Origin of the sequence: Citrobacter sp. JGM124 (genome assembly GCF_018257795.1) — a bacterium.
GTDB lineage: Bacteria > Pseudomonadota > Gammaproteobacteria > Enterobacterales > Enterobacteriaceae > JGM124.
In genome coordinates this window covers 59417-82355 of the sequence record NZ_JAERJD010000005.1, presented here as the reverse complement: position 1 = coordinate 82355, position 22939 = coordinate 59417, and the positions used below count along the sequence as shown (strand labels likewise).

The following is a 22939-nucleotide window of genomic DNA, read 5'->3' as shown; positions in this document are numbered from 1 at the left end:
CCAGCAAAACAGTTCACCCAAGTCACTTGAAGTCGGGTGAGTATGCACTTAACATTCAGGTTAACAAAAAGTTACAGGGGGTGCGGGTGGACATTTATCTGGTCGGTGGTGCAGTACGAGACAAATTACTCAATCTACCGGTGAAAGATAAAGACTGGTTGGTCGTTGGTAGCACACCGCAACAAATGCTGGATGCGGGGTTTCAACAGGTTGGCAAGGATTTCCCGGTCTTTCTGCATCCTGATACGCATCAGGAATACGCGCTTGCCCGCACCGAGCGTAAATCCGGCCAGGGGTATACTGGCTTTACTTGCTATGCCGCTCCCGATGTCACCCTGGAACAGGATCTACTGCGCCGCGACTTAACTATCAATGCTATTGTTGAAGACGAGCACGGCAGGTTAATTGACCCTTATAACGGGCAAAAAGACTTACAACTTCGTATCCTGCGTCATATTTCACCGGCATTTAAAGAAGATCCGTTACGTGTTTTGCGTGTGGCGCGTTTTGCCGCTCGCTTTGCCCATCTTAGCTTTCGTATTGCGCCTGAAACATTACAGCTAATGCGTGATATCACTGCTGATGGTGAGTTGGCACACCTCACTCCAGAACGGATTTGGAAAGAAACAGAGAAAGCCTTAGCCAGCCGAAACCCACAAGTTTACTTTGCCGTATTACGTGAATGTGGGGCACTGAAGTGTCTATTTCCAGAAATTGATGCGCTGTATGGCATTCCTGCACCTGCCAAATGGCACCCAGAAATTGATACCGGCATTCATACCCTGATGACCCTGTCCATTGCGGCTCAACTGAGCCCGGAAATCGACGTACGATTTGCGACATTGTGTCATGATTTAGGCAAAGCCCTCACCCCACCAGAAAAGTGGCCGAGTCACCACGGACACGGCCCGGCAGGGGTTAAGCTGGTAGAACAGTTGTGCAAACGGCTCCGCGTCCCAACAGAAATTCGTGATCTGGCAAAACTTGTCGCTGAATTTCACGACTTGATCCACACATTCCCTGTTTTGCAGCCTAAAACGGTGATTAAACTCTTTGATAACATTGATGCCTGGCGCAAGCCCTGGCGCGTTGAGCAGATAGCCCTGACCAGCGAGGCTGATGCCCGTGGGCGTACCGGGTTTGAAGCTAATGATTATCCTCAAGGAAGAATGCTCCGATCTGCCTGGCAAGCGGCTTTACAAGTCACTAATAAGGAAGTGATTGATGCAGGGTTCAAAGGCCCTGAAATTCGTGAAGAGCTAACAAAGCGCAGGATCCAGGCCGTCAGCGCCTGGAAGCAGCAAAATGGTCTGGTGACACCGGATCTCTGAAACTTATTTTTCCACGATGTAGGGCCGCACACATACCTGGTTATCAGGTTCGGGGCTCACATCGCCAAATTTTATTTTTCCCGGACAGGGCAGTAACACAGTCCGTTTGCAGAAACCATTAAATACATCCCCCTGCAAACTTTGTTTTTACAAAAAACGATACAAGCAACAGAATAGTGGTTGTACTCTTCCCATAACTACAATGAAATAAAAACATTCTTATTATACCCAGAAAATAACCCAATAAACCTCAGGATGTTTTATGTTTATTTATAGTATAGAAAGAATTATGCAAGGAGGGGTGTTACTTAGCATTATCTTCACCCTTTCAATAGAGTGCCGTTTTCAGGAACCAACGATCTCGCCACTTTCACAAAAAAAGGAAGACGTCGCGATACCATTCCCGGAGAGGGCGAATATTGATGCATATACGTTACATAAAATAAATAGCATCATTCAGGATGTGTCAAATAAGAAAGATCTGAGCCAGGGGGATAAACTGTCGATGATTTCAGCACGATTTCTCGGTACACCTTATCAAAGTAACAGGCTTCATGGTTCAGAACGTATTCCCGAACAGCTAGTGATTGATTTTAGAAGCGTGGACTGTTTTACCTATTTAGACTACGTGGTTGCACTACAAGCATCACACTCGCCACATGAATTCTTCACGAATATTGTTAATACCCGCTATATCAACAGTGAAATCCATTTTTATAAACGGAAACATTTTTTCACTGACTGGGCTAATAGCCAGCGGCCCATCGCGGAGGATATTACCCCCACGCTGGCCCACAACGCGATCAAAAAAATCAAACACCTAAACAAAAAAAGCGATAAAAAACAGCATATTGATGGGATTCCCGTGATATCACGTCCTGTTGTTTATATTCCCGGCGAGGCAATTGATATGCATTTAGTCAGTAAATTAAAATCCGGGGATTTGATTGGTATCTATACTCCACTGGCAGGGCTTGATGTTTCTCATGTGGGAATGTTCATCATGACGCCACATGGGCCTGTTCTGCGTCATGCTTCATCAACAAAAGAGAATCGTGGCGTGGTAGACAGCCCTTTTATTTCTTATGCATCAAAAAACCTGGAATTATTGTCCTGCGTGTAACAGGATCATCATCACATGAACAACAAGGGACGCGAATAAACATGAACAAACAATAAATAAAAGAACATCAAGAACTTTGATTTCATAGAAATAAACTTACTCGCCACCCTTTTAAATAATTATTAATAGCAGTAGCTCTGTACGTTAAAAATAATTAATAACGCTAATTATTTATTGAATAATAATAAGCCAGTGAAGATTAATTCAGGTTACGCTATGGCAAGATAAATTTTACCCGACAACATGCATTAGCCCCGTAAATACCACCTTATAAAAAATTTACGGAGCTAATAATATAATAACTTAATCAGTTTGGTGAGGGACGTTTCCCGCGTTCAATAATGACCCCCACGGTAGCCGCCTGAGCAACCGCACCTGGTTTACTGACTTTAATACGAACCCAGGGAGAGCTAAATTTCGCCAACAGAATGTATGCCAGTTCTTCAGCCACGCGCTCTACCAGAGCAAAACGACCATTGCATACATGGTCTGTCACCGTGTCACTGATATCCGCATAGCTTAAACAATCTGCCACATCATCACTGGCTGCCGCGGGACGATTATCCCAGGCCATTTCTATATCGAAAACCAGTTTCTGCTGAATCTGTTGTTCCCAGTCGTAAACACCAATGGTGGTAATAACCGTAAGTTGTTCTATAAATACAATATCCATTATCCCTGCCTTGTTTTTAGCGACGCCGGATACCACTTCCGGCGAAATATGCGTATTATCCACAGATGCACAGAAGACTTCGACACTTTCAAAATGGAACAGCGTTATGAGTGCAATCGCGCCAGCTATGATTCTCATTGCGTATCTTTGCGGCTCAATCTCAAGTGCCATTCTAGTCTGCCGTATTGCCGGTCTCCCTGATCCTCGCGAGAATGGTTCTGGCAATCCCGGGGCTACCAATGTATTACGCATTGGGGGTAAAGGCGCTGCCGTAGCGGTACTATTTTTTGATGTTCTGAAAGGTATGCTTCCCGTATGGGCCGCTTATGCTTTGGGAGTTTCTCCCTTCTGGCTAGGCCTGGTTGCCATCGCTGCCTGTCTGGGGCATATCTGGCCTGTATTCTTTCACTTTCGTGGGGGTAAAGGCGTCGCGACGGCTTTTGGTGCTATCGCGCCAATTGGCTGGGATTTAACCGGTGTGATGGCTGGCACCTGGTTACTGAGTGTCTTACTCAGTGGTTACTCCTCCCTGGGGGCGATTATCAGCGCGTTGATTGCGCCGTTCTATGTCTGGTGGTTTAAGCCCCAATTTACCTTCCCTGTTGCCATGCTTTCTTGTCTGATTCTGCTACGCCACCACGACAATATTCAGCGCTTGTTTCGTGGCCAGGAAAATAAAATTTGGCCCAAACTGCGGCGGAAAAAGCCTGTTGCTCAGGCCGAAAAAACGGAAAAAAAGTGAAAGTTTTGCCTCAGACACACACAAGGGGAAAACAGTGTTTCCCCTTGTGTGTGTTACCCGCACATCAGCGAGATATTAGGCAGGGGGAAGTTCAGACAGCGGCCAGCGAGGTTTAACCGTGACGCTAAGTTCACTGTTTGTTCCCGCTTTAAGGCGGATCATCCCGGCATAAGCAATCATCGCACCATTATCGGTACAAAACTCGGGACGGGCATAGAACACCTCTCCCTGACGTTTTTTCATGACCTCTTCCAGCCTGGCGCGCAAGGTACGATTAGCACTAACCCCTCCGGCCATTACCAGGCGACTGAATCCCGTTTGATCCAGTGCTCGCTTGCATTTGATAGCGAGTGTATCGACGACTGCATCCTCAAAAGCCCGAGCAATATCAGCACGGGTCTGGTCATCAGAATCATTTTCACGAATGGTATTCGCTGCAAAGGTTTTTAAACCTGAAAAACTAAAATCGAGCCCTGGTCTGTCAGTCATGGGCCGTGGGAAAGTGAAGCGCCCAGCCACACCTTGTGCTGCCATTTTCGACAATAAAGGTCCGCCCGGATAATCCAGTCCCAATAGTTTGGCTGTTTTATCAAAGGCTTCGCCCGCTGCGTCATCGACAGACTCACCCAGTAATTCATACTGACCAATGCCTGTAACGCTGATCAATTGGGTATGACCGCCAGAAACCAGCAGCGCGACAAAAGGAAAATCAGGCGGTGTCTCTTCCAGCATTGGAGCCAGAAGATGTCCTTCCATATGGTGGACAGGAATAGCAGGAACATTCCAGGCAAAAGCCAGAGAGCGACCGATAGTGGCCCCGACTAACAGCGCCCCCACCAGACCCGGTCCCGCCGTATAAGCGACACCATCAATATTGGCGGCTTCCAGTCCGGCCTCTTTCAGTGCTGCCTGAATAAGTGGCACCGTTTTACGGACATGGTCGCGGGAAGCCAGCTCTGGCACAACACCGCCGTAGTCTGCATGCAGTTTGACCTGGCTGTACAGTTGGTTCGACAGCAACCCTAATTCACCATCATAAATGGCGATGCCTGTTTCATCACAGGATGTTTCTATACCCAATACTCGCATGGCTGTTTACCTCATTGACCCGGCGCGAAGTTTAAGCCGACTGGCTCTTTTTGTAAAACGTTGCTGCCTATAACATTGCATATCGTGTATACTCTCGCCCCTGGAAGATATCGGCCTTAAAAGGCGGGTTTATCGCGTTCGGTGCTTTACAATGCGGCAAGAGTTGCAGTAAAATTCCGCACCATTTTGAATTAAGCTGGCACGTGGCCAGCAGCAAACCGAATTATTAAAGGTGAGAGTTACATGCCGGTAATTAAAGTACGTGAAAACGAGCCGTTCGACGTAGCACTGCGTCGCTTCAAACGTTCTTGTGAGAAAGCAGGTGTTTTGGCAGAAGTTCGTCGTCGCGAGTTCTATGAAAAACCAACGACTGAGCGTAAACGCGCTAAAGCTTCTGCTGTGAAACGTCACGCGAAGAAATTGGCTCGCGAAAACGCACGCCGCACTCGTCTGTACTAGTCTCCTGAGGATTTCGTCCTCTTTTCAGACAGAGTAGTTGTTATAAAGGCCGTGCTTCCGAAAGGAATGCGCGGCTTATTCTCGTTTATACACACTGACATATCCTTGAGCTTTCCGGCACCCGCCTGAAAGATGACGGATATAGCATATGGGGCCTATGGCTGGACGAATTCCGCGTGTTTTTATCAATGACTTAATTGCTCGCACCGATATCATCGACCTAATCGATGCTCGTGTGAAGCTAAAAAAGCAGGGTAAAAACTATCATGCGTGTTGCCCATTCCATAACGAGAAAACCCCCTCTTTCACCGTAAATGGTGAAAAGCAGTTTTATCACTGCTTCGGTTGTGGTGCTCACGGTAATGCGCTCGATTTTTTAATGAATTACGACAAGCTGGACTTTGTCGAAAGCGTTGAAGAACTCGCGACGATGCATAACCTTGAAATCCCCTATGAAGCCGGTAATGGCCCCAGTCAAATTGAACGTCATCAGCGTCAAACGTTGTATCAGTTGATGACGGGTTTGAGTGAGTTTTATCAGCAATCGTTAAAGGTTAAGCAGGCTGAAAAAGCCCGTCAGTATCTTTCCGCTCGTGGATTAAGTGCTGAAGTTACGACACGTTTTGCCATTGGTTACGCGCCAGCAGGCTGGGATAACGTCCTGAAACGTTTTGGTGGTGATGCTGAAAATCGCCAGTCATTAACGGATGCTGGAATGCTGGTCACTAATGATCAGGGGCGTTGTTACGATCGCTTCCGCGAACGCGTAATGTTTCCAATACGCGATAAACGAGGAAGAGTTATTGGTTTTGGCGGCCGTGTGTTGGGCGATGCTCAACCGAAATATCTGAACTCGCCAGAAACCGATATATTTCATAAAGGTCGTCAGTTGTATGGCCTTTATGAAGCGCAGCAAAGTCATCCGGAACCTGCTCGGCTGCTTGTTGTCGAAGGCTATATGGACGTAGTGGCATTGGCACAATACGGCATCTCCTATGCAGTTGCTTCACTAGGAACCGCCACCACTGCTGAACATATTCAGCTACTGTTTCGTGCAACAGATAATGTTATCTGTTGCTATGACGGTGACCGCGCCGGACGCGACGCTGCATGGCGTGCACTGGAAACCGCTCTGCCTTATATGACGGATGGTCGTCAGCTACGTTTTATGTTCCTGCCTGATGGCGAAGACCCGGACACCTTGGTGCGAAAGGAAGGAAAAGCGGCTTTTGAGGCCAGAATAGAGCAAGCTCAGCCGCTCTCTACCTTCTTATTTAATACCCTGTTACCACAGGTTGATTTAAGTACGCCGGACGGTACTGCACGTTTAAGTACGCTGGCACTGCCGTTAATTGGGCAGGTTCCCGGTGACACCCTGCGTATTTATCTGCGCCAGGAATTAGGTAATAAACTCGGTATTTTAGACGATAACCAGCTTGAAAAATTGCTCCCAAAAAATACAGAAAGCACTTTTTCTCGCCCGACTCCGCAGCTAAAACGTACAACCATGCGTATACTTATAGGATTGTTACTGCAAAATCCTGAATTATCCCAGCTTGTACCATCGTTGAACGGACTGGATACCCAGAAACTTCCTGGGCTGGGGTTATTTATTGAACTGGTCAATACTTGTTTAGCCCAGCCAGGAATCACCACAGGGCAACTTATTGAGCAGTATCGCGGCAAAAATGAAGCCGCGACCCTTGAAAAACTCTCAACTTGGGACGATATAGCTGATAGGGACATTGCAGAACAAACCTTTACTGACTCACTGGATCACATGTTTGACTCAGTGCTTGAGTTAAGGCTGACAGAATTAATTGCACGTTCTCGTACTGGCGGATTAACGCCATCAGAACGTGAAGAAGTTCGTGTGATAACAGAATCACGCGCTAAAAAGTAAAATTCGCGGCTTTACTGCCGAACATTGATCGGGTTTAACCCGAACGCCGCACAGACGGGCTGCGGCAATAAAATAAATCAGCCCTCGTAATGCTATTGTTGGTGGCAATCTCTACCAACTCAAACCCTAATACTGAAGTGTGGATACCGTCTTATGGAGCAAAACCCGCAGTCACAGCTTAAGCTTCTTGTCCAGCGTGGTAAGGAGCAAGGCTATCTGACCTATGCCGAGGTCAATGACCATCTGCCGGAAGATATCGTCGACTCAGATCAGATCGAAGATATCATCCAAATGATCAACGACATGGGCATTCAGGTAATGGAAGAAGCCCCTGATGCCGATGACCTGTTGCTTGCTGAAAACTCCAATAGTACCGACGAAGATGCAGAAGAAGCCGCTGCTCAAGTTCTGTCGAGCGTAGAGTCTGAAATAGGACGCACTACGGACCCTGTGCGCATGTACATGCGCGAAATGGGGACTGTTGAGCTGTTAACCCGTGAGGGTGAGATCGATATCGCGAAGCGTATCGAAGAAGGCATTAACCAGGTACAGTGTTCAGTTGCTGAATACCCAGAAGCGATCACCTATCTGCTGGAGCAGTATGATCGCGTCGAAGCAGAAGAGGCTCGTCTTTCGGATCTTATTACTGGTTTTGTTGATCCTAATGCCGAAGAAGACTTGGCGCCAACAGCAACCCACGTCGGCTCGGAGTTGTCCCAGGAAGATATGGATGACGACGACGATGACGATGACGATTCTGACGACGATAACGCCGATGATGATAACAGCATCGACCCGGAACTCGCTCGTGAGAAGTTCGGTGACCTGCGTCGCCAGTATGAGCTAGCACGTGACACTATCAAGGCAAAAGGTCGCAGCCACGCGGATGCCGCGGCTGAAATCTTGCAGTTATCGGAAGTCTTTAAACAGTTCCGCCTGGTACCGAAGCAGTTCGATTATCTGGTAAACAGCATGCGTACCATGATGGATCGCGTTCGTACTCAAGAACGTCTGATCATGAAGATGTGTGTTGAACAGTGTAAGATGCCAAAGAAAAACTTCATTACACTGTTTACCAATAATGAAACCAGTGAAACCTGGTTCAATGCCGCTATCGCCATGAATAAACCATGGTCTGAGAAACTGCACGACGTTTCTGAAGATGTGCTGCGCAGTCTGCAAAAACTGCAAGGTATTGAAGAAGAAACCGGTCTGACAATTGAACAGGTTAAAGATATCAACCGTCGTATGTCTATCGGTGAAGCGAAAGCACGCCGGGCGAAAAAAGAGATGGTTGAAGCAAACTTACGTCTGGTTATTTCTATTGCCAAGAAATACACCAACCGTGGTCTGCAGTTCCTCGATCTGATTCAGGAAGGTAACATCGGCCTGATGAAGGCAGTTGATAAGTTTGAATACCGTCGCGGTTATAAGTTCTCAACCTATGCAACCTGGTGGATTCGTCAGGCAATTACCCGTTCTATTGCTGACCAGGCACGTACCATCCGTATCCCGGTTCATATGATTGAGACCATTAACAAACTCAACCGTATCTCCCGTCAGATGCTGCAAGAAATGGGACGTGAACCAACACCGGAAGAGCTGGCTGAACGTATGCTGATGCCGGAAGACAAAATCCGTAAGGTGCTGAAAATTGCCAAAGAGCCAATCTCCATGGAAACACCTATCGGTGATGATGAAGATTCGCATCTGGGGGATTTTATCGAGGATACGACCCTCGAACTGCCGCTGGATTCGGCCACCTCCGAAAGTCTGCGTTCTGCAACTCATGACGTTCTCGCTGGCCTGACTGCTCGTGAAGCAAAAGTCCTGCGTATGCGTTTTGGTATCGACATGAACACTGACCATACTTTGGAAGAAGTTGGCAAGCAGTTTGACGTTACCCGTGAGCGTATCCGTCAGATCGAAGCGAAAGCACTGCGCAAACTGCGTCACCCTAGCCGTTCAGAAGTCCTGCGCAGCTTCCTGGATGACTAGTTTTCTGACATATCGCTGAACAGAGCCGTAAACATTCAGCATTAAAAAAAGCCTGACCCTGGTTATCCTGGTTCAGGCTTTTTTATTTTCCCCTTATCATGACGATACTTGCCTTCTCACCTTCCCCGGGCCACTAACGAGTCTTCCAGTTCCCGATAAGCACTCACCAGCTGCTCAAACGTCATTCTGCTAAGACCACTGGTCGAAGGTAACACCCACACTTCCGTTTCCCCAATCACTAACGACTGCTTTCCCCATTTAGCACCGCGCTGATTAAATGCCTGCTCAAACGCCTGTTTACCCAGAACCGCCAACACACCTGGCTGGTACTCCAGCATCTTTTGTGTCAGCGTCTGTGCACCAGCACGCAACTCCGCAAGTTTTACCTCATTCGCCTGAACCGTTGGACGTTCTACCAGCACGGTAATACCACAACGCGTATCCAGAAGGTGTTGTTCCTCCTCAGGCGCCAGTAATCTGTCAGTAAAACCGGCCTGGTAAATCACCTTCCAGAAACGATTACTGGCATGAGCAAAATGAAAACCCGTATGTGCAGATGTCTTGCCTGGATTAATGCCACAAAACACTACCCGTAGCTCTGGTACTAAAATATCACTGATCATGACCACATCCTTTCATCACATTCTGCCAAAGTATAAGATTCTGATTCTTATTTGTTTATAAAACCAGCAGATAAACACGAAGCGCTGGATTGCTGCTATCAGTTACATTATAATCCTGCCCCACGGCCCCTTAGCTCAGTTGGTTAGAGCAGGCGACTCATAATCGCTTGGTCGCTGGTTCAAGTCCAGCAGGGGCCACCAAATTTTAGCTGATCAATCAGCATATTAAGCCACTCTGCCGAGTGGCTTTTTTATTGCCTCATGAATTATTAACTACAAAGTGGCGACAGAGTTTTTAAACTCTGTTGATAGCCACCCAAACGTTTCCAGCACATCACACGCTCACATTCTGCTTACTCTTTTTTAGCCTGGGATCGCTGGCCACATCATCAGCTTTTTACACCGTTATTTAGGGCTGCAATACATCTCGTCTTTCATCCTGTTTGCGTTACCCGCCCTGTCCACCGAGTCATAGACGTGCACCAGCGATTGGCCGTATGCCCAAAATCAGCACTGGCCTCCAGGGCCCGGCTAATACCACGCTTTTGCTGAAACGTTGATAAGCCCATGCCGACCGTCGTCCACGTATCACCGCCTTTTCCCGCATCAGGCATTTATCAGGTTCTGTCTTTTTTCTCTCCATCAATAATTCTTTTTGTCTTCATTAATTATTCTTTTTTCCCCACTAGATTACATGAAATGTAAAAACCATTTTTCGTCACTGTAGAAGGTCGTATAATTCAAAAGTGAGAATGATCATTCTCACTTTTGAATTGCAGATACGGAAAACACTATGAGCACGAAAATTGATGAACGGAAAAAACACCGCCAGGACGAGATTATCGCCGCAGTACGTCGCTGTTTCCGGATCAGTGGATTCCATGCCGCAAGCATGTCGCAAATCGCCGCCGAGGCGAGGTTAAGCGTCGGGCAAATCTATCGCTACTTCAGTAATAAAGAGGCAATCATTGAGGAGATGATCCGGCGGATCATCGACCATCGTATCGCCAGTCTGGATGATAAAATGCAGACCAGCATGATGCCCAAAATGCTGGCATGGCGACAAACGTTAAACAGTGAAGATGATGCACTACTGCTCGAAATGTCTGCCGAGGCTAGCCGTAATCCGCGGGTTGCAGCCATGTTTGCTGAAGCGGACAGTCGCATGTTCAACAAAGCTTTCAGCCACCTGAAAGCACAGTACTCGGAGCTGAGTGACACGCGTCTGCGCTGTGCCGTTGAAGTGATGGCCGTCATGATGGAGGGGTCTACATACCGGAGACTGACCCCGCAGAAAGTGGATCCGGAAGATCTGGAAATGCTTTATCAGGGCATCGTTGAACGGCTCTTGCAGCCTGATTAATCAGACCTGTCCCGTCTTGAGCGTCCCCATCGCCCGGTGATGATTTTCCCGTCTGGAAGATGGGGCGCAGTATTTAGCCATGCCGTTTGTTCCTTTATGGATAGCTATGCACGATTCACTTGGAAATAATATGAGAACCATTACCCTTTCTGTTGTCGCATTATGCCTTCTGGCAGGGTGCGATGATGCACCAATCCCCCCCCCCTTCACAGCCCCTGACCGAGGTAGGCGTCGTGACCATCACCCAACAGCCCGTTGCCGTGGTCAGCGACCTGATTGGCAGAACCGCCGCATCCCTCAGCGCAGAGATCCGCCCCCAGGTCAGCGGCATTATCCAGAAGCGTCTGTTTACCGAAGGAGCCACCGTCAGCGCTGGGCAGCCCCTGTACCAGATTGATCCGGCAAGTTATCGTGCCGCTTTTGATGAAGCGACATCAGCCGTAAAACAGGCACAGGCGCTGGCCGATACCGACTGCCAGAAAGCCCGTCGTTATGCACAGCTGGTAAAAGATAACGGGGTATCTCGGCAGGATGCGGAAGATGCTCAATCGGCCTGTCTTCAGGACAAAGCCAGTATTGCGTCAAAAAAAGCAGCGCTGGAAAGTGCGCGTATTAACCTCAACTGGACTACGATTACCGCCCCGATTTCAGGACGGATAAGTATCTCCACGGTCACACCAGGTGCCCTGGTTATTGCACAGCAGACAACCGCCCTTACCACGATTCGCGGCCTTGATACCATGTATGTCGACTTAACCCGGCCGATGGCTGAATTACTGCACCTGCGTAAACAGGGCCTGGCAACAAACAGCAATACCCTGGATGTGACCCTGCCCCTGGAAGATGGCAGTGTTTACAGTGAAAAAGGTAAACTTGAACTGACGGAAGTTGCCGTGGATGAGTCAACGGGCTCGGTAACCTTACGGGCTATTTTTCCGAATCCTCAGCACCAATTACTGCCTGGGATGTTTGTCCGTGCCGGTGTTGATGAGGGAATCATGAATAATGCCATTCTCGCCCCCCAGCAGGGCATCACTCGCGATGCGAAGGGCAATGCCACCGCCCTGGTGGTCGACGCACAAAATAAAGTGGAACGGCGTCAGCTGGAAACTGGAAACACCTATGGAGATAAGTGGTTGGTTCTCAGTGGGCTACAGTCCGGTGACCGCCTGATTGTCGAGGGCACTGATAAGGTCTCTGTGGGACAGACGGTCAAACCTGAAACGGTTAATGAAAACGGAGGTCAGTCCTGATGTTTTCCCGTTTTTTTGTTCGCCGCCCCGTTTTTGCCTGGGTCATTGCCATTTTAATTATGCTGGCCGGGGTCCTGGCGATCCGTACCTTGCCCGTTTCTCAATATCCGGATGTGGCTCCGCCGTCGATCAGGATCTCCGCTACCTATACCGGGGCTTCAGCCCAGACCCTGGAAAATAGTGTAACCCAGGTGATTGAGCAACAACTCACAGGGCTGGATAACCTGCTGTATTTCACCTCCACCAGCAGCTCAGACGGCACAGTCAGTATCAATGTCACCTTTGATCAGGGGACCGATGCAGATATTGCCCAAGTTCAGGTCCAGAATAAAGTACAACAGGCCGAATCCCGATTGCCAACAGAGGTGCAACAGGCCGGTATCACAGTCCAGAAATCCCAGAGTAACTTCCTGCTGATTATGGGGATCTACGATAAAACCGACAGCGCCAGCAGTTCGGATATTGCCGACTGGTTAGTGAGCAACATGCAGGATCCGCTGGCGCGTGTCGCCGGGGTCGGCAGCCTGCAAGTCTTTGGGGCAGAGTACGCCATGCGGATATGGCTGGATCCCGCGAAGCTTGCAACCTATTCACTGATGCCATCAGATGTGGAAAGTGCCATTGAGGCACAGAATGTGCAGGTCTCTGCCGGTAAAATTGGCGCACTGCCGTCATCATCCACACAGCAGCTGACCGCGACGGTTCGAGCCCAGTCACGCCTGCAGAATGTGGATCAGTTTAAAAATATTATCGTTAAAAGCCAGTCGAATGGGGCCGTGGTACGCCTTTCCGACATTGCCCACGTTGAAATGGGCAGTGAGGATTACAGTGCGACAGCGAAACTAAATGGTCACCCGGCTGCGGGGATGGCGGTGATGCTTGCCCCTGGTGCCAATACGCTTGATACCGCCACCGCTGTTAAGAATAAAATTGCCGAGTTCAGAAGCTCAATGCCAACTGGCTACGACGTGGCCTACCCCAAAGACAGTACTGAATTCATTAAAATTTCCGTTGAGGATGTGATTCAGACCCTGTTTGAAGCTATTTTGCTGGTCGTGGTCGTGATGTACCTGTTCCTGCAGAATATTCGTGCCACACTGATCCCCGCCCTGGCCGTGCCAGTGGTGCTGCTGGGCACATTCGGTGTGCTGGCCATGTTCGGTTACTCCATTAACACACTGACCCTCTTTGCCATGGTTCTGGCTATCGGCTTACTGGTGGATGACGCCATTGTCGTCGTTGAAAATGTGGAACGCATTATGCGCGACGAGGGCCTGCCCGCCCGCGAAGCGACCGAGAAATCGATGGGCGAAATATCTGGTGCACTGGTAGCTATCGCACTGGTACTGTCGGCTGTGTTTCTGCCCATGTCGTTCTTTGGGGGGTCCACAGGGGTTATCTATCGCCAGTTTTCTGTCACCATTATTTCAGCAATGATGCTGTCAGTCGTGGTTGCACTGACACTGACCCCAGCGCTATGTGGCACCCTGCTCCGACCACCGGTGCCACATAATCACGGTTTTTTTGGGGCATTCAATCGCTTTTATCAACGGACAGAGCACAGCTATCAGAACAGATTACTGCGTGTCCTGCGCCGCTGTGGTGGAATGTTATTGATTTATATGCTGCTGTGCGCAGCCATGGGACTGACGATGTTAAAGCTGCCAGGCAGCTTCTTGCCTGCTGAAGATCAGGGCGAGATCATGGTCCAGTATACCCTGCCAGCAGGTGCCACAGCCGTTCGGACTGCAGAAGTCAGCCGCCAGGTTCGCGACTGGTTCCTTACCAAAGAAAAAGCGAATGTCGATGTTATCTTTACTGTCGAGGGGTTCAGCTTCAGTGGCAGCGGCCAGAATGCAGGAATGGCTTTCGTTTCTCTGAAAAACTGGTCTCAGCGTAAGGGAGATGCCAACACCGCCCAGGCGATAGCCCTGCGCGCAACACAGGATCTCAGTAAAATCCGTGATGCCAGTGTTTTCGCTATGACGCCACCGGCGGTCGATGGACTGGGGCAAAGTAACGGTTTCACCTTCGAGCTGATGTCGACGGGGGGCACGGATAGGGACACATTACTTCAACGCCGTAATCAGCTGATCCGCGAGGCAAGTCAGGATAGTGCATTGCATGCTGTGCGTGCCAACGATCTGCCGCAAACACCACAGCTGCAAGTCGATATTGATAACAATAAAGCCGTCTCAATGGGGCTTTCTCTGAGTGATGTCAGCGCGACCCTTTCCAGTGCCTGGGGCGGAACCTATGTTAACGATTTCATCGATCGCGGTCGGGTAAAAAAAGTATACATTCAGGGTGATAGTGCATCACGTGCTGCCCCGTCAGACCTGAGTAAATGGTATGTGCGCGGCAGCGACAATTCGATGACCCCGTTCTCTGCTTTTGCCACCACACACTGGGAATATGGCCCGGAAAGTCTGGTACGTTACAACGGTGCCGCGGCCTATGAAATTCAGGGAGAGAATGCCAGTAATACCAGTTCTGGTACCGCCATGTCCCGTATGGAAGCGCTGGCAAATGCCCTGCCCGCTGGCACAACCTGGGCATGGAGTGGCCTCTCCCTGCAAGAGAAAATGGCCAGTGGTCAGGCTGTCACCCTGTATGCTCTCTCCATCATGGTGGTCTTCTTGTGCCTTGCCGCACTGTATGAAAGTTGGTCAGTGCCAGTGTCCGTTATTTTAGTGATACCACTCGGGGTCCTCGGAGCCGCCCTGGCGGCATCAGTACGGGGACTCAATAATGATGTCTACTTCCAGGTAGCCCTGCTGACCACCATCGGACTGTCATCGAAAAATGCCATTCTTATTGTTGAGTTTGCCGAGGCCGCTGTTGTCGAAGGTTATTCCCTGTCACGAGCTGCGATCCGAGCCGCCCAGACGCGTCTGAGACCTATTCTTATGACCTCACTGGCATTTATTGCCGGGGTTATGCCACTGGCTGTCGCCACTGGCGCAGGCGCCAACAGTCGGGTTGCCATCGGGACAGGTATTATCGGCGGGACGCTGGCGGCCACCATTCTGGCTATTTTCTTCGTGCCGTTATTCTTTGTACTGGTGAAACATCTGTTCTCCGGTAAATCCGCTAACCGGAGGCCATAATGTTCCGTCTTTCTTTGGTGATGATCATCCTGCTAAGTACCGGGTGTGTCTCATTAGATCCTACCTATCAGCGTCCCGTGTCCCCCATCCCTGCAACACTGCCGGGTGGGCAGGACGAAAACCGCCAGTTGGCCAGCCGCTGGCAACAGGTGATGAATGACACACGGCTCAACCGTCTGATTACCATGGCGCTGAACAGCAACCGTGATGTCCGCAAAGCGATTGCTGATATTGACGCTGCCCGGGCACAGTATGGTGAAACACGATCCTCCCTTTTCCCGACCCTGGACGCAGGACTCAGCCATACACGTAGCAGTACCCTGGCCAATGGGATCAGCACCAGTGATCAAGCCAGTGGCACAGTATCCAGCTTCGAGCTGGATCTGTTCGGCCGTAATCAAAGCCTGTCACGTGCGGCACGGGAAACCTGGCTTGCCAGTGAATTTACTGCCCAGAATACTCGGCTGACAATGGTCAGTGAGCTAACCACGGCCTGGATCACACTGGCAGCCGATAACAACAACCTGACGCTGGCCCAATCAACAATGAACAGCGCGGGTCAGTCGTTGGATATTGTCCGCCGCCAGCAGGCTGCCGGTGTTGCCGCCGCGACAGATATTAGTGAAGCCATGGCGGTTTACCAACAAGCCCGGGCCAGTGTCGCCAGTTACCAGACCCTGGTGACGCAGGATAAAAATGCCCTGAATTTGCTGGCCGGGGACACAGTGCCGGCAGAACTGTTGCCAGGCACCCTGGACAGCCTCCCTGACAATGCGATTCAGCTCGTTCCGGCCGGTGTCAGTTCCGCCGTGCTGCTACGCCGGCCAGATATTCAGGAGGCAGAGCACAACCTGAAGAGTGCCAATGCCAGTATCGGCGCGGCACGTGCCAATTTCTTTCCCACAGTCTCCCTCACCACCAGCGCGGGTGTGGGTAGTGACTCACTGTCATCCCTGTTCAGTCATGGGATGAAGATCTGGTCATTTTCCCCGTCAGTGACGCTGCCGCTCTTCAGTGGCGGCAACAATATGGCACAATTGCGCTATGCAGAAGCAGAGAAAACAGGCCTGATTGCCACCTATGAAAAAACGATCCAGAGCGCCTTCAAAGATGTCGCTAACGCCCTGGCTCGTCGTGAAACACTGGGTGAACAGCTCGATGCTCAACGCCAGTATGTGGCTGCAGAACAGACCACTCTGGATGTGGCGACCCGCCGCTATCAGGCAGGTAGCGGCGATTATCTCACCGTGCTGACAGCACAACGCGCCCTCTGGACGGCACAGGCATCATGGATAACCCTGCAGCAGGCTGACTTTGATAACCGGATAACACTCTGGCAGTCATTGGGAGGCGGCATGTGAGCGCATTGTTCACCAGGCAGGGCAAAATATTAGCGTTAGATATCACAAGCCTGCACGGAGTAAAGGCTGCCCACAGGTCATGATGTTCAGACGCCATCATTCTCTCCTGTCTCAGGGCTGGGCAGTACACTTCCCGGCCCTGATTGTTGAGGGGTTCAGCGCAAGGCGGGGCCAGTTTAGAGCCGACCCCACCCGGTGCTGTTATTACAGAGAGGTTGGCCACGAACAGTGAGGAAGACGTGCTGTGCACAGGCAGTACCTGAGGTTACTGAGCACGGCCCGGGGTCAAAGTGGAAAATAAGATAGCCCGGTGAGACAGACTCTTAATCCGGCCTTATGTTTATGCCCTGACGGCCAGGCCGGATACCCGATACAGGTGAGTCCTGTCGTTCACAACAGAGGCCTCTTTCTGTGCCACTGGGGGCCGTCAGTTGATCACCCACAGGAATATTTAAACAGTTTCCCTCGGAGAACATATCCTATACCGTTAGGACTCTCTTACCAGGCAGCGGGAAATGAGCATACTGAAGATGGAAAATTCAGCGTATCAATACAGTTTGCGGGAACTGCTTTGCCTGCAGGTGTTTCGACATAAGGTTGGGACCATCACATCAGACGAGTTTTGCCATGCCGTTATCGCCTGGGCAGAAAGGGAGGTTATTGCCGGTTCAGACTCGACTCTGCTGCTCATCCTTGCCTCATTAGGGCTGGACTCAACACCCGATATCACTGCAGTGGACAAATATTTACTGATGTACCTGCGCGAGAAAGGGATTCAGAGCCCATCCCTGTATGAGAGCGCAATGATCTGGCTTCGTTTGCAGTTAGACCACTTGACTGAGGCCAGCTCCCGCCTGGAAATTGAGGCTCGACTCACGCTCTTTACACAATATTGTCTTGATAATCCGCCTGGCGCTTTTGCACGTATGACAAGTATGCTTTCAGGCTTGTACTGGGAACTTTTCGACGAGGCCATTCCGGTGTTTAACGCCAGGGCTTCTGAAATGAGCGAAAGTGCATTGATAGAATATGTAAGGGGGCGTTTGCGGCCATTGGTGCGAGTTTTAAATAATCCGGACTGGGTGCGCTTATTAACTTGTGAATATTGAAGGGATACACTCCAGCCCTATGGAATACCGCGAATAGCCGGCAGGATCAAGCCCCCACCATCCAGGGGGAACGTCCTGTATTGTATGGCTCACAGCAGGAGCTTTAACCTTGCAGATGCGAATCAGAAAATATCAGGGAGGGGCTAATTGAGCTTTTCACAGAAAAACCATTGCTGATCGCGGTTTAAAGCGATGACATCGGTATAGGGTGCAAAACCTGCTGTGTTGCGCGTCGTATTAGAACGTCTGAGCAACTGTGTAATATCAATTTTCAGCCGATCATTATTATATTTCTGAGTGACAATGGCATATTCAGTCAGATTGCCACCGATATCCTTACACATCGTTGACCCTTCAAGAGTTTTACTGGCCAGCAAACTACGATACTCAGCATATCTTTTCTTTAAAAAATTCTGCCCAGCGAGCCATTCATTATACTTTTTATCGCGCTCTTTGGATCTGGCAATAAGATTGTTATATTTGGTCGCCTGCTGTAGCTCTGCCGGGGAAAGAGTAGCCCCCCCACCATACTTGGCAATATAACCTAACATTTCATCGGTACCTTTTATTCCGACAATAATCGAAATGTTCTGAATACCTGACGATACATAGGAATATATTTCCTCAGTGTCTCCTGTGCAGCGAACACCTCTGTCGACGGCAATAAATTCATCCGTGGTTTTGATCGTTTTCATGCCATTCAGCAGACAATAGTCTTTAATACTGGAATTAAATCTGGCGGTCCACACCGCACCGGCATAAGCTGCAATACCGTTCAGATTATGTTTCAAGTTCTCTGCCTGGTAGATCTCAACATTCTCAGTGCCCAAGTCATTACGCCTCTCCACACTATCAGCATTAACCAGCTTTGCAAAATATGACTGGATAGGCTCTCCCTTGGTGGGAGAAGGGAAAGAATGAATCCCCTGCCCTTGAGTGCATCCTAATGTTAAAAAAGGAAATACGATAAGAGATATTTTTGAGATCCCTTTGTTCAGCATATATGCCCCTGTATAAATATTTATCGTTATCTGCCTGGTCATAGTCAGCGTTTGTAATATATGTATCATATTTTTAACAATTAAGCCTTTCATCTGATGGCGCACTGCTCCCCTGCTCTTACTCTTGTGGGGTAATATCCTCACACCACCACGCACATAGGCCGGCCTGATATTGGTTCAGGGTGTATTTCTGCCTCCACACTAAACACGGTTTTTAACAATTCAGGCGTCATCACTTCCTCCGGTGCCCCCTGGGCGATAACACGCCCACTTGCCAGCACCACCAGATGATCACAGTAACGGCTGGCCTGGTTCAGGTCGTGCAATACGGCGATCACACTTTTCCCTTGTATTTTGAGTTCTCCCATCAGCCTCATGAGCTCGACCTGGTGGTTAATATCCAGATAGGTGGTAGGCTCATCGAGCAAAACCAGCGGCGTGTCTTGTGCCAGCACCATTGCCAGGAATGCCCGCTGACGCTGCCCGCCGGAAAGCGCCGTTAAACGACGATCCGCCAGATGACACGTCTGGGTCTGACTCATGGCGCTATTGATAAGGGCATGATCCTCAGATGAAAGACGTCCCCAAAGAGACTGCCAGGGACTACGCCCATAAGCAACCAGCTCACGGACGGTGATGCCCTCAGGAGTTAAATGGTGCTGGGGTAACAACGCAAGGCGACGGGCCAGCTGACGGGAGCTATAGTCATGAATCAGCTTACCTCCCAGTGTTACCGTGCCAGACTGGGGATCTAACAGACGTGAAAAGCAATTTAGCAGGGTCGACTTTCCACAACCATTGGGGCCGAGGAGCGCCGTTATCTTCCCTTGAGGTAGCGTGATTGAAAGATCATCCAATACCCTCTGAGTACCGTAACTGACGGTTAACTTTTTAGTTTGTAATATCATTTATCGCATTCTCACAAGCAGCCAGACAAACCAGGGGGCACCGATGATCGCCGTCAGTACTCCGGCTGGCAGTTCCAGTGGTGGGTGGATCATGCGTGCCAGCAGATCGGCTATCACCAACAATAACGCCCCTGTGAGTGCAGAAATCGGGAGTAACCAGCGGTGACGCCCACCTGTCATTTTGCGTACGATATGTGGCACCACCAGACCGATAAAACTTATCGGGCCACAAACAGCAACCCCGGTTGCTGTCATAGCCACAGCCAGAAAGAGTCCCCAAAACTGACAGCGACGGACGGATACCCCAAGTGTCGCGGCACGAGCATCCCCCAGTGCCAACAAGTCCAGGTCACGACTAAACCGCAGGCTGAGTGGCAAGAGTAAGATAAGCACCGGGACTGCAATTTTAACAAAACTCCAGTCGCGCCCCCACAGGCTCCCGGTAAGCCACAGTAACGCACTGCTGACATCCTGAGGACGCGACAGCATTAAATAATCTGTCAGGCTCGCCCAGCAGGCGGAAAGTGCCACGCCCGTGAGTGCAAGTGTCATCGGCTGGGAAGTATTCGCCAGTAGTCTGAGTAACATCAAACTCACCATTCCTCCTGCAAAGGCGACCAGTGGCAGCATCGCCACAGGCAGTGAAGGCAAGAAAAGTAGTGAACCGACTGAGGCAAGACTGGCGGCATGATTGACACCAAGAACATCAGGTGAGGCTAGTGGGTTACGAACAATCCCTTGCACCAACACTCCTGCAACGGCAAGTCCGGCCCCCACAAAGATTGCCAGCAGTAGCCTTGGCAGGCGGTAGTCCATCAGCACATAATAATGTTCGCGACCGGCTTGCCAGTCAGTCAGTAAGGCGTGCCAGGGGACCTTAATCACCCCTGATTGTAGCGACAGGATAGCGCAGCCTGTCAGCATCAGAACGATAGCCATAACCAGTGAAATTCTCACCCACGCCTCCTGACAAGCCAGACAAAACACGGGGCGCCAATCAGTGCCAGTACGGCTCCTGCCGGGAGATCACCAGGGAACGCCAGCGCTCTGGCCAGCACGTCTGCCAGTAGCATCAGCATGGCCCCGAGTAACATACACATGGGTAAGACTTTTCGTTGGTTGAATCCTATCCAGAAACGGGCAAGATGTGGCACCAGTAATCCAATGAATGCCACTGGGCCAGCCACACTCACGCAGGCACCGACCAGCATCAGTACCAGGACATTAATAATCACCCGTAGCTTCAGCAGATTAACTCCCAAGGTGTGGGCAGCACTGTCGCTGACATTAAGCAAATTCAACTGATGCGCGAGCAGTAATATCACTGGCATGATTATCACCACAACGGGAAAAAGCTGCCAGAACTCTTGCCAGCGCGCATGAGACACGCCCCCTGCCAGCCAGTAAAAAATGCCATAAGCGTGATCTTCTGCCAGCAGGAGCGTGATACGGGTCAGAGCCATGCAAAAAGCCGACAAAGCAATTCCCGCCAGTACTAGTTTGTTTCTCTCCTGGGTATGACGAAATCCCCCTCCAGCACTCATGACCAACAACCAGATAACACCGCCCCCACAGGCGGCGATAAAAGAGAGAGGATATCCCGCTATCGGGGATGGGCTCAGGGCACTGGTCAGTGCCATCGCCAGGGCGGCACCACTATTAATACCCAACAGTGAGGGCGAGGCCATGGCGTTATGGGTCAGAGTCTGTAGCAACGAGCCCGCCAGGGCCAGACTGGCACCAATCAGAATAGCCACCAGGCTTCTTGGTAAACGCAAATTTTGTACCAGGGCTTCCGGGAGACTGGGAGAATGCCCCGGGAATAAAGCACGCAAAGCATCAGAGCCAGAAACAGGAATGGCTGAGTAGCAAAACAGACTCAGCCAGAAAAGAGTAATAAGTGCCACAATGGGTAGCCCCCACAGTAGCACCGGATGCCTGAAATGCGTCATTTCAAACTTTTAACAGGCTGATGATTAAAGATATTTACAGTATCACTCGCTATTCTTTCGGCGGCAAAAATCCCCCGCATCCGTGCCCAGGCATTACTGTCAACAGAGGCGACTTGTTGCTTTTGCGCCGCGGTTAGCATTTGCCAAAGTGGATCTTGTTCCCAGCGTTTCACAATACTCTCCTGGCGATAATGCGCGACCAGCAACCAAGAGGGATTAATGGCCAGTAACTGTTCAAGTCCAATGGATGGCATTGAGGCTCCACCTATCGGCGCAGGGACATTTAATCCCAGAGAGGCCAGGACACTGCCCGTGTAAGTATCCTGAGAATGCAGGTTGAACTGCTGCTCACGGGAAGTACCAAATACCACCAGGCTTCCCTCAGGCAACTGACTGGCCCATTGGGCCATTTTCTGCTGGTGTTGTTTCAACCGTGAATCCATCTGGGCATGTCGCCCCACAACATCACCAATGATCGCCGCGGATCGCACGTTGTCATTATAGGTTTCGTTACGCGATTTAAGCAGTAATACCGGGGCTATCTGCTGTAATGCACTGTAAATGCCGGAATGGCGGCTACTGTCAGCAATAATCAGATCCGGTTTTAACGCACTGATAGCCTCCAGGCTGGGTTGAGCACGTGTCCCGACGGATTGCCAGGGTTTCAAGTGCGCACGAACCTCAGGCAGGATACGACTCGCATCGTTGTCGTCAGCAATCCCGACCGGGCTGACATCAATTGCCGCAAGCGCATCGGCAAAAGAGAGTTCCAGCACCACAATCCGCTGGGGTGTTTTATCGAGCGTAAAGGTGCCATGTTCGTCCTGAACCGTCACGGCAAAGGCGTGACTGGTTACTAACAGTAAACCTGTAAAAAGAAACCGGCAAAATGTGAACATACGGACTCCTGAATGCGGGGCAGCGTTCTTACTGCCCAGCCT

The 22939-nt window shown here is 50.2% G+C and carries 18 protein-coding genes, 1 tRNA gene and 1 pseudogene; 12 read left to right on the top strand and 8 right to left on the bottom strand.

Annotation, left to right across the window (positions count from 1 at the left end; translation table 11 throughout):
- Positions 1–86: 86 nt before the first annotated feature.
- Positions 87–1331 carry a multifunctional CCA addition/repair protein gene (locus tag JK154_RS08290; protein WP_211992053.1) on the top strand — a complete coding sequence of 415 codons (1245 nt, stop codon included), beginning with the start codon at positions 87–89 and terminating at the stop codon, positions 1329–1331.
- 262 nt (positions 1332–1593) lie between these two features.
- Complete coding sequence (locus JK154_RS08285) at positions 1594–2454, top strand: N-acetylmuramoyl-L-alanine amidase-like domain-containing protein (protein WP_211992052.1); 861 nt, start codon at positions 1594–1596, stop codon at positions 2452–2454.
- A 307-nt stretch (positions 2455–2761) separates the two neighbouring features.
- Here JK154_RS08285 and folB read toward each other — a convergent pair whose 3' ends face one another.
- Complete coding sequence (folB, locus tag JK154_RS08280) at positions 2762–3127, bottom strand: bifunctional dihydroneopterin aldolase/7,8-dihydroneopterin epimerase (protein WP_211992245.1); 366 nt, start codon at positions 3125–3127, stop codon at positions 2762–2764.
- Positions 3128–3233: 106 nt separating this feature from the next.
- Here folB and plsY point away from each other — a divergent pair, with 106 nt between their 5' ends.
- Complete coding sequence (plsY, locus tag JK154_RS08275) at positions 3234–3869, top strand: glycerol-3-phosphate 1-O-acyltransferase PlsY (protein ID WP_211992051.1); 636 nt, start codon at positions 3234–3236, stop codon at positions 3867–3869.
- 75 nt (positions 3870–3944) lie between these two features.
- Here the strand turns inward: plsY and tsaD are convergent, their stop codons facing one another.
- The gene (gene tsaD / locus JK154_RS08270) at positions 3945–4958 is read right to left on the bottom strand and encodes a tRNA (adenosine(37)-N6)-threonylcarbamoyltransferase complex transferase subunit TsaD (protein WP_211992050.1); all 1014 of its coding nucleotides are present in this window, start codon (positions 4956–4958) and stop codon (positions 3945–3947) included.
- A 243-nt stretch (positions 4959–5201) separates the two neighbouring features.
- Here tsaD and rpsU point away from each other — a divergent pair, with 243 nt between their 5' ends.
- The 3 genes from rpsU to rpoD all read left to right on the top strand — a co-directional run bounded on the left by rpsU (position 5202) and on the right by rpoD (position 9318).
- Positions 5202–5417, top strand: a complete 216-nt coding sequence (gene rpsU, locus JK154_RS08265; protein ID WP_001144069.1) for a 30S ribosomal protein S21 — start codon at positions 5202–5204, stop codon at positions 5415–5417.
- 157 nt (positions 5418–5574) lie between these two features.
- On the top strand, positions 5575–7320 hold the full coding sequence (gene dnaG, locus JK154_RS08260; protein ID WP_211992049.1) for a DNA primase: 1746 nt from the start codon (positions 5575–5577) through the stop codon (positions 7318–7320).
- A 153-nt stretch (positions 7321–7473) separates the two neighbouring features.
- Positions 7474–9318 carry an RNA polymerase sigma factor RpoD gene (gene rpoD / locus JK154_RS08255; protein ID WP_211992048.1) on the top strand — a complete coding sequence of 615 codons (1845 nt, stop codon included), beginning with the start codon at positions 7474–7476 and terminating at the stop codon, positions 9316–9318.
- 116 nt (positions 9319–9434) lie between these two features.
- On the opposite strand, the gene mug is transcribed toward rpoD, so the two are convergent.
- Positions 9435–9941, bottom strand: coding sequence for a G/U mismatch-specific DNA glycosylase (gene mug, locus JK154_RS08250; protein WP_211992047.1), 507 nt, complete (start codon positions 9939–9941; stop codon positions 9435–9437).
- Positions 9942–10065: 124 nt separating this feature from the next.
- Here mug and JK154_RS08245 point away from each other — a divergent pair.
- The 6 genes and pseudogenes from JK154_RS08245 (at position 10066) to JK154_RS08220 (ending at position 18137) form a co-directional block, all read left to right on the top strand.
- Positions 10066–10142: transfer RNA gene (locus JK154_RS08245), tRNA-Ile, on the top strand.
- A 592-nt stretch (positions 10143–10734) separates the two neighbouring features.
- Positions 10735–11304 carry a TetR/AcrR family transcriptional regulator gene (locus tag JK154_RS08240; RefSeq protein ID WP_211992046.1) on the top strand — a complete coding sequence of 190 codons (570 nt, stop codon included), beginning with the start codon at positions 10735–10737 and terminating at the stop codon, positions 11302–11304.
- Positions 11305–11434: 130 nt separating this feature from the next.
- Positions 11435–12557 (top strand): annotated as a pseudogene (locus tag JK154_RS08235) (efflux RND transporter periplasmic adaptor subunit).
- A complete protein-coding gene (locus JK154_RS08230; RefSeq protein ID WP_211992045.1) occupies positions 12557–15667 on the top strand; it encodes an efflux RND transporter permease subunit in 3111 nt (1036 codons plus the stop codon). The pseudogene JK154_RS08235 and the gene JK154_RS08230 overlap by 1 nt, the downstream one beginning before the upstream one ends.
- Entirely contained in the window at positions 15667–17028 is a 1362-nt protein-coding gene (locus JK154_RS08225) for a TolC family protein (protein WP_211992044.1), read from the top strand. The genes JK154_RS08230 and JK154_RS08225 overlap by 1 nt, the downstream gene beginning before the upstream one ends.
- Positions 17029–17543: 515 nt before the next feature.
- Complete coding sequence (locus tag JK154_RS08220) at positions 17544–18137, top strand: hypothetical protein (RefSeq protein WP_211992043.1); 594 nt, start codon at positions 17544–17546, stop codon at positions 18135–18137.
- A gap of 143 nt (positions 18138–18280) precedes the next feature.
- Here JK154_RS08220 and JK154_RS08215 read toward each other — a convergent pair whose 3' ends face one another.
- Genes JK154_RS08215 through JK154_RS08195 form a run of 5 tightly spaced genes read right to left on the bottom strand, consistent with a single transcriptional unit; the run spans position 18281 to position 22897 of the window.
- Entirely contained in the window at positions 18281–19231 is a 951-nt protein-coding gene (locus JK154_RS08215) for a hypothetical protein (protein ID WP_211992042.1), read from the bottom strand.
- 47 nt (positions 19232–19278) lie between these two features.
- Entirely contained in the window at positions 19279–20046 is a 768-nt protein-coding gene (fecE, locus tag JK154_RS08210; RefSeq protein ID WP_211992041.1) for a Fe(3+) dicitrate ABC transporter ATP-binding protein FecE, read from the bottom strand.
- Positions 20047–21003 carry a Fe(3+) dicitrate ABC transporter permease subunit FecD gene (fecD, locus tag JK154_RS08205; protein WP_211992040.1) on the bottom strand — a complete coding sequence of 319 codons (957 nt, stop codon included), beginning with the start codon at positions 21001–21003 and terminating at the stop codon, positions 20047–20049.
- Positions 21000–21998, bottom strand: coding sequence for an iron-dicitrate ABC transporter permease FecC (gene fecC, locus JK154_RS08200; RefSeq protein ID WP_211992039.1), 999 nt, complete (start codon positions 21996–21998; stop codon positions 21000–21002). Before fecC ends, fecD begins: the two co-directional genes overlap by 4 nt.
- The gene (locus JK154_RS08195; RefSeq protein WP_211992038.1) at positions 21995–22897 is read right to left on the bottom strand and encodes a Fe(3+) dicitrate ABC transporter substrate-binding protein FecB; all 903 of its coding nucleotides are present in this window, start codon (positions 22895–22897) and stop codon (positions 21995–21997) included. Before JK154_RS08195 ends, fecC begins: the two co-directional genes overlap by 4 nt.
- Positions 22898–22939: the final 42 nt, after the last annotated feature.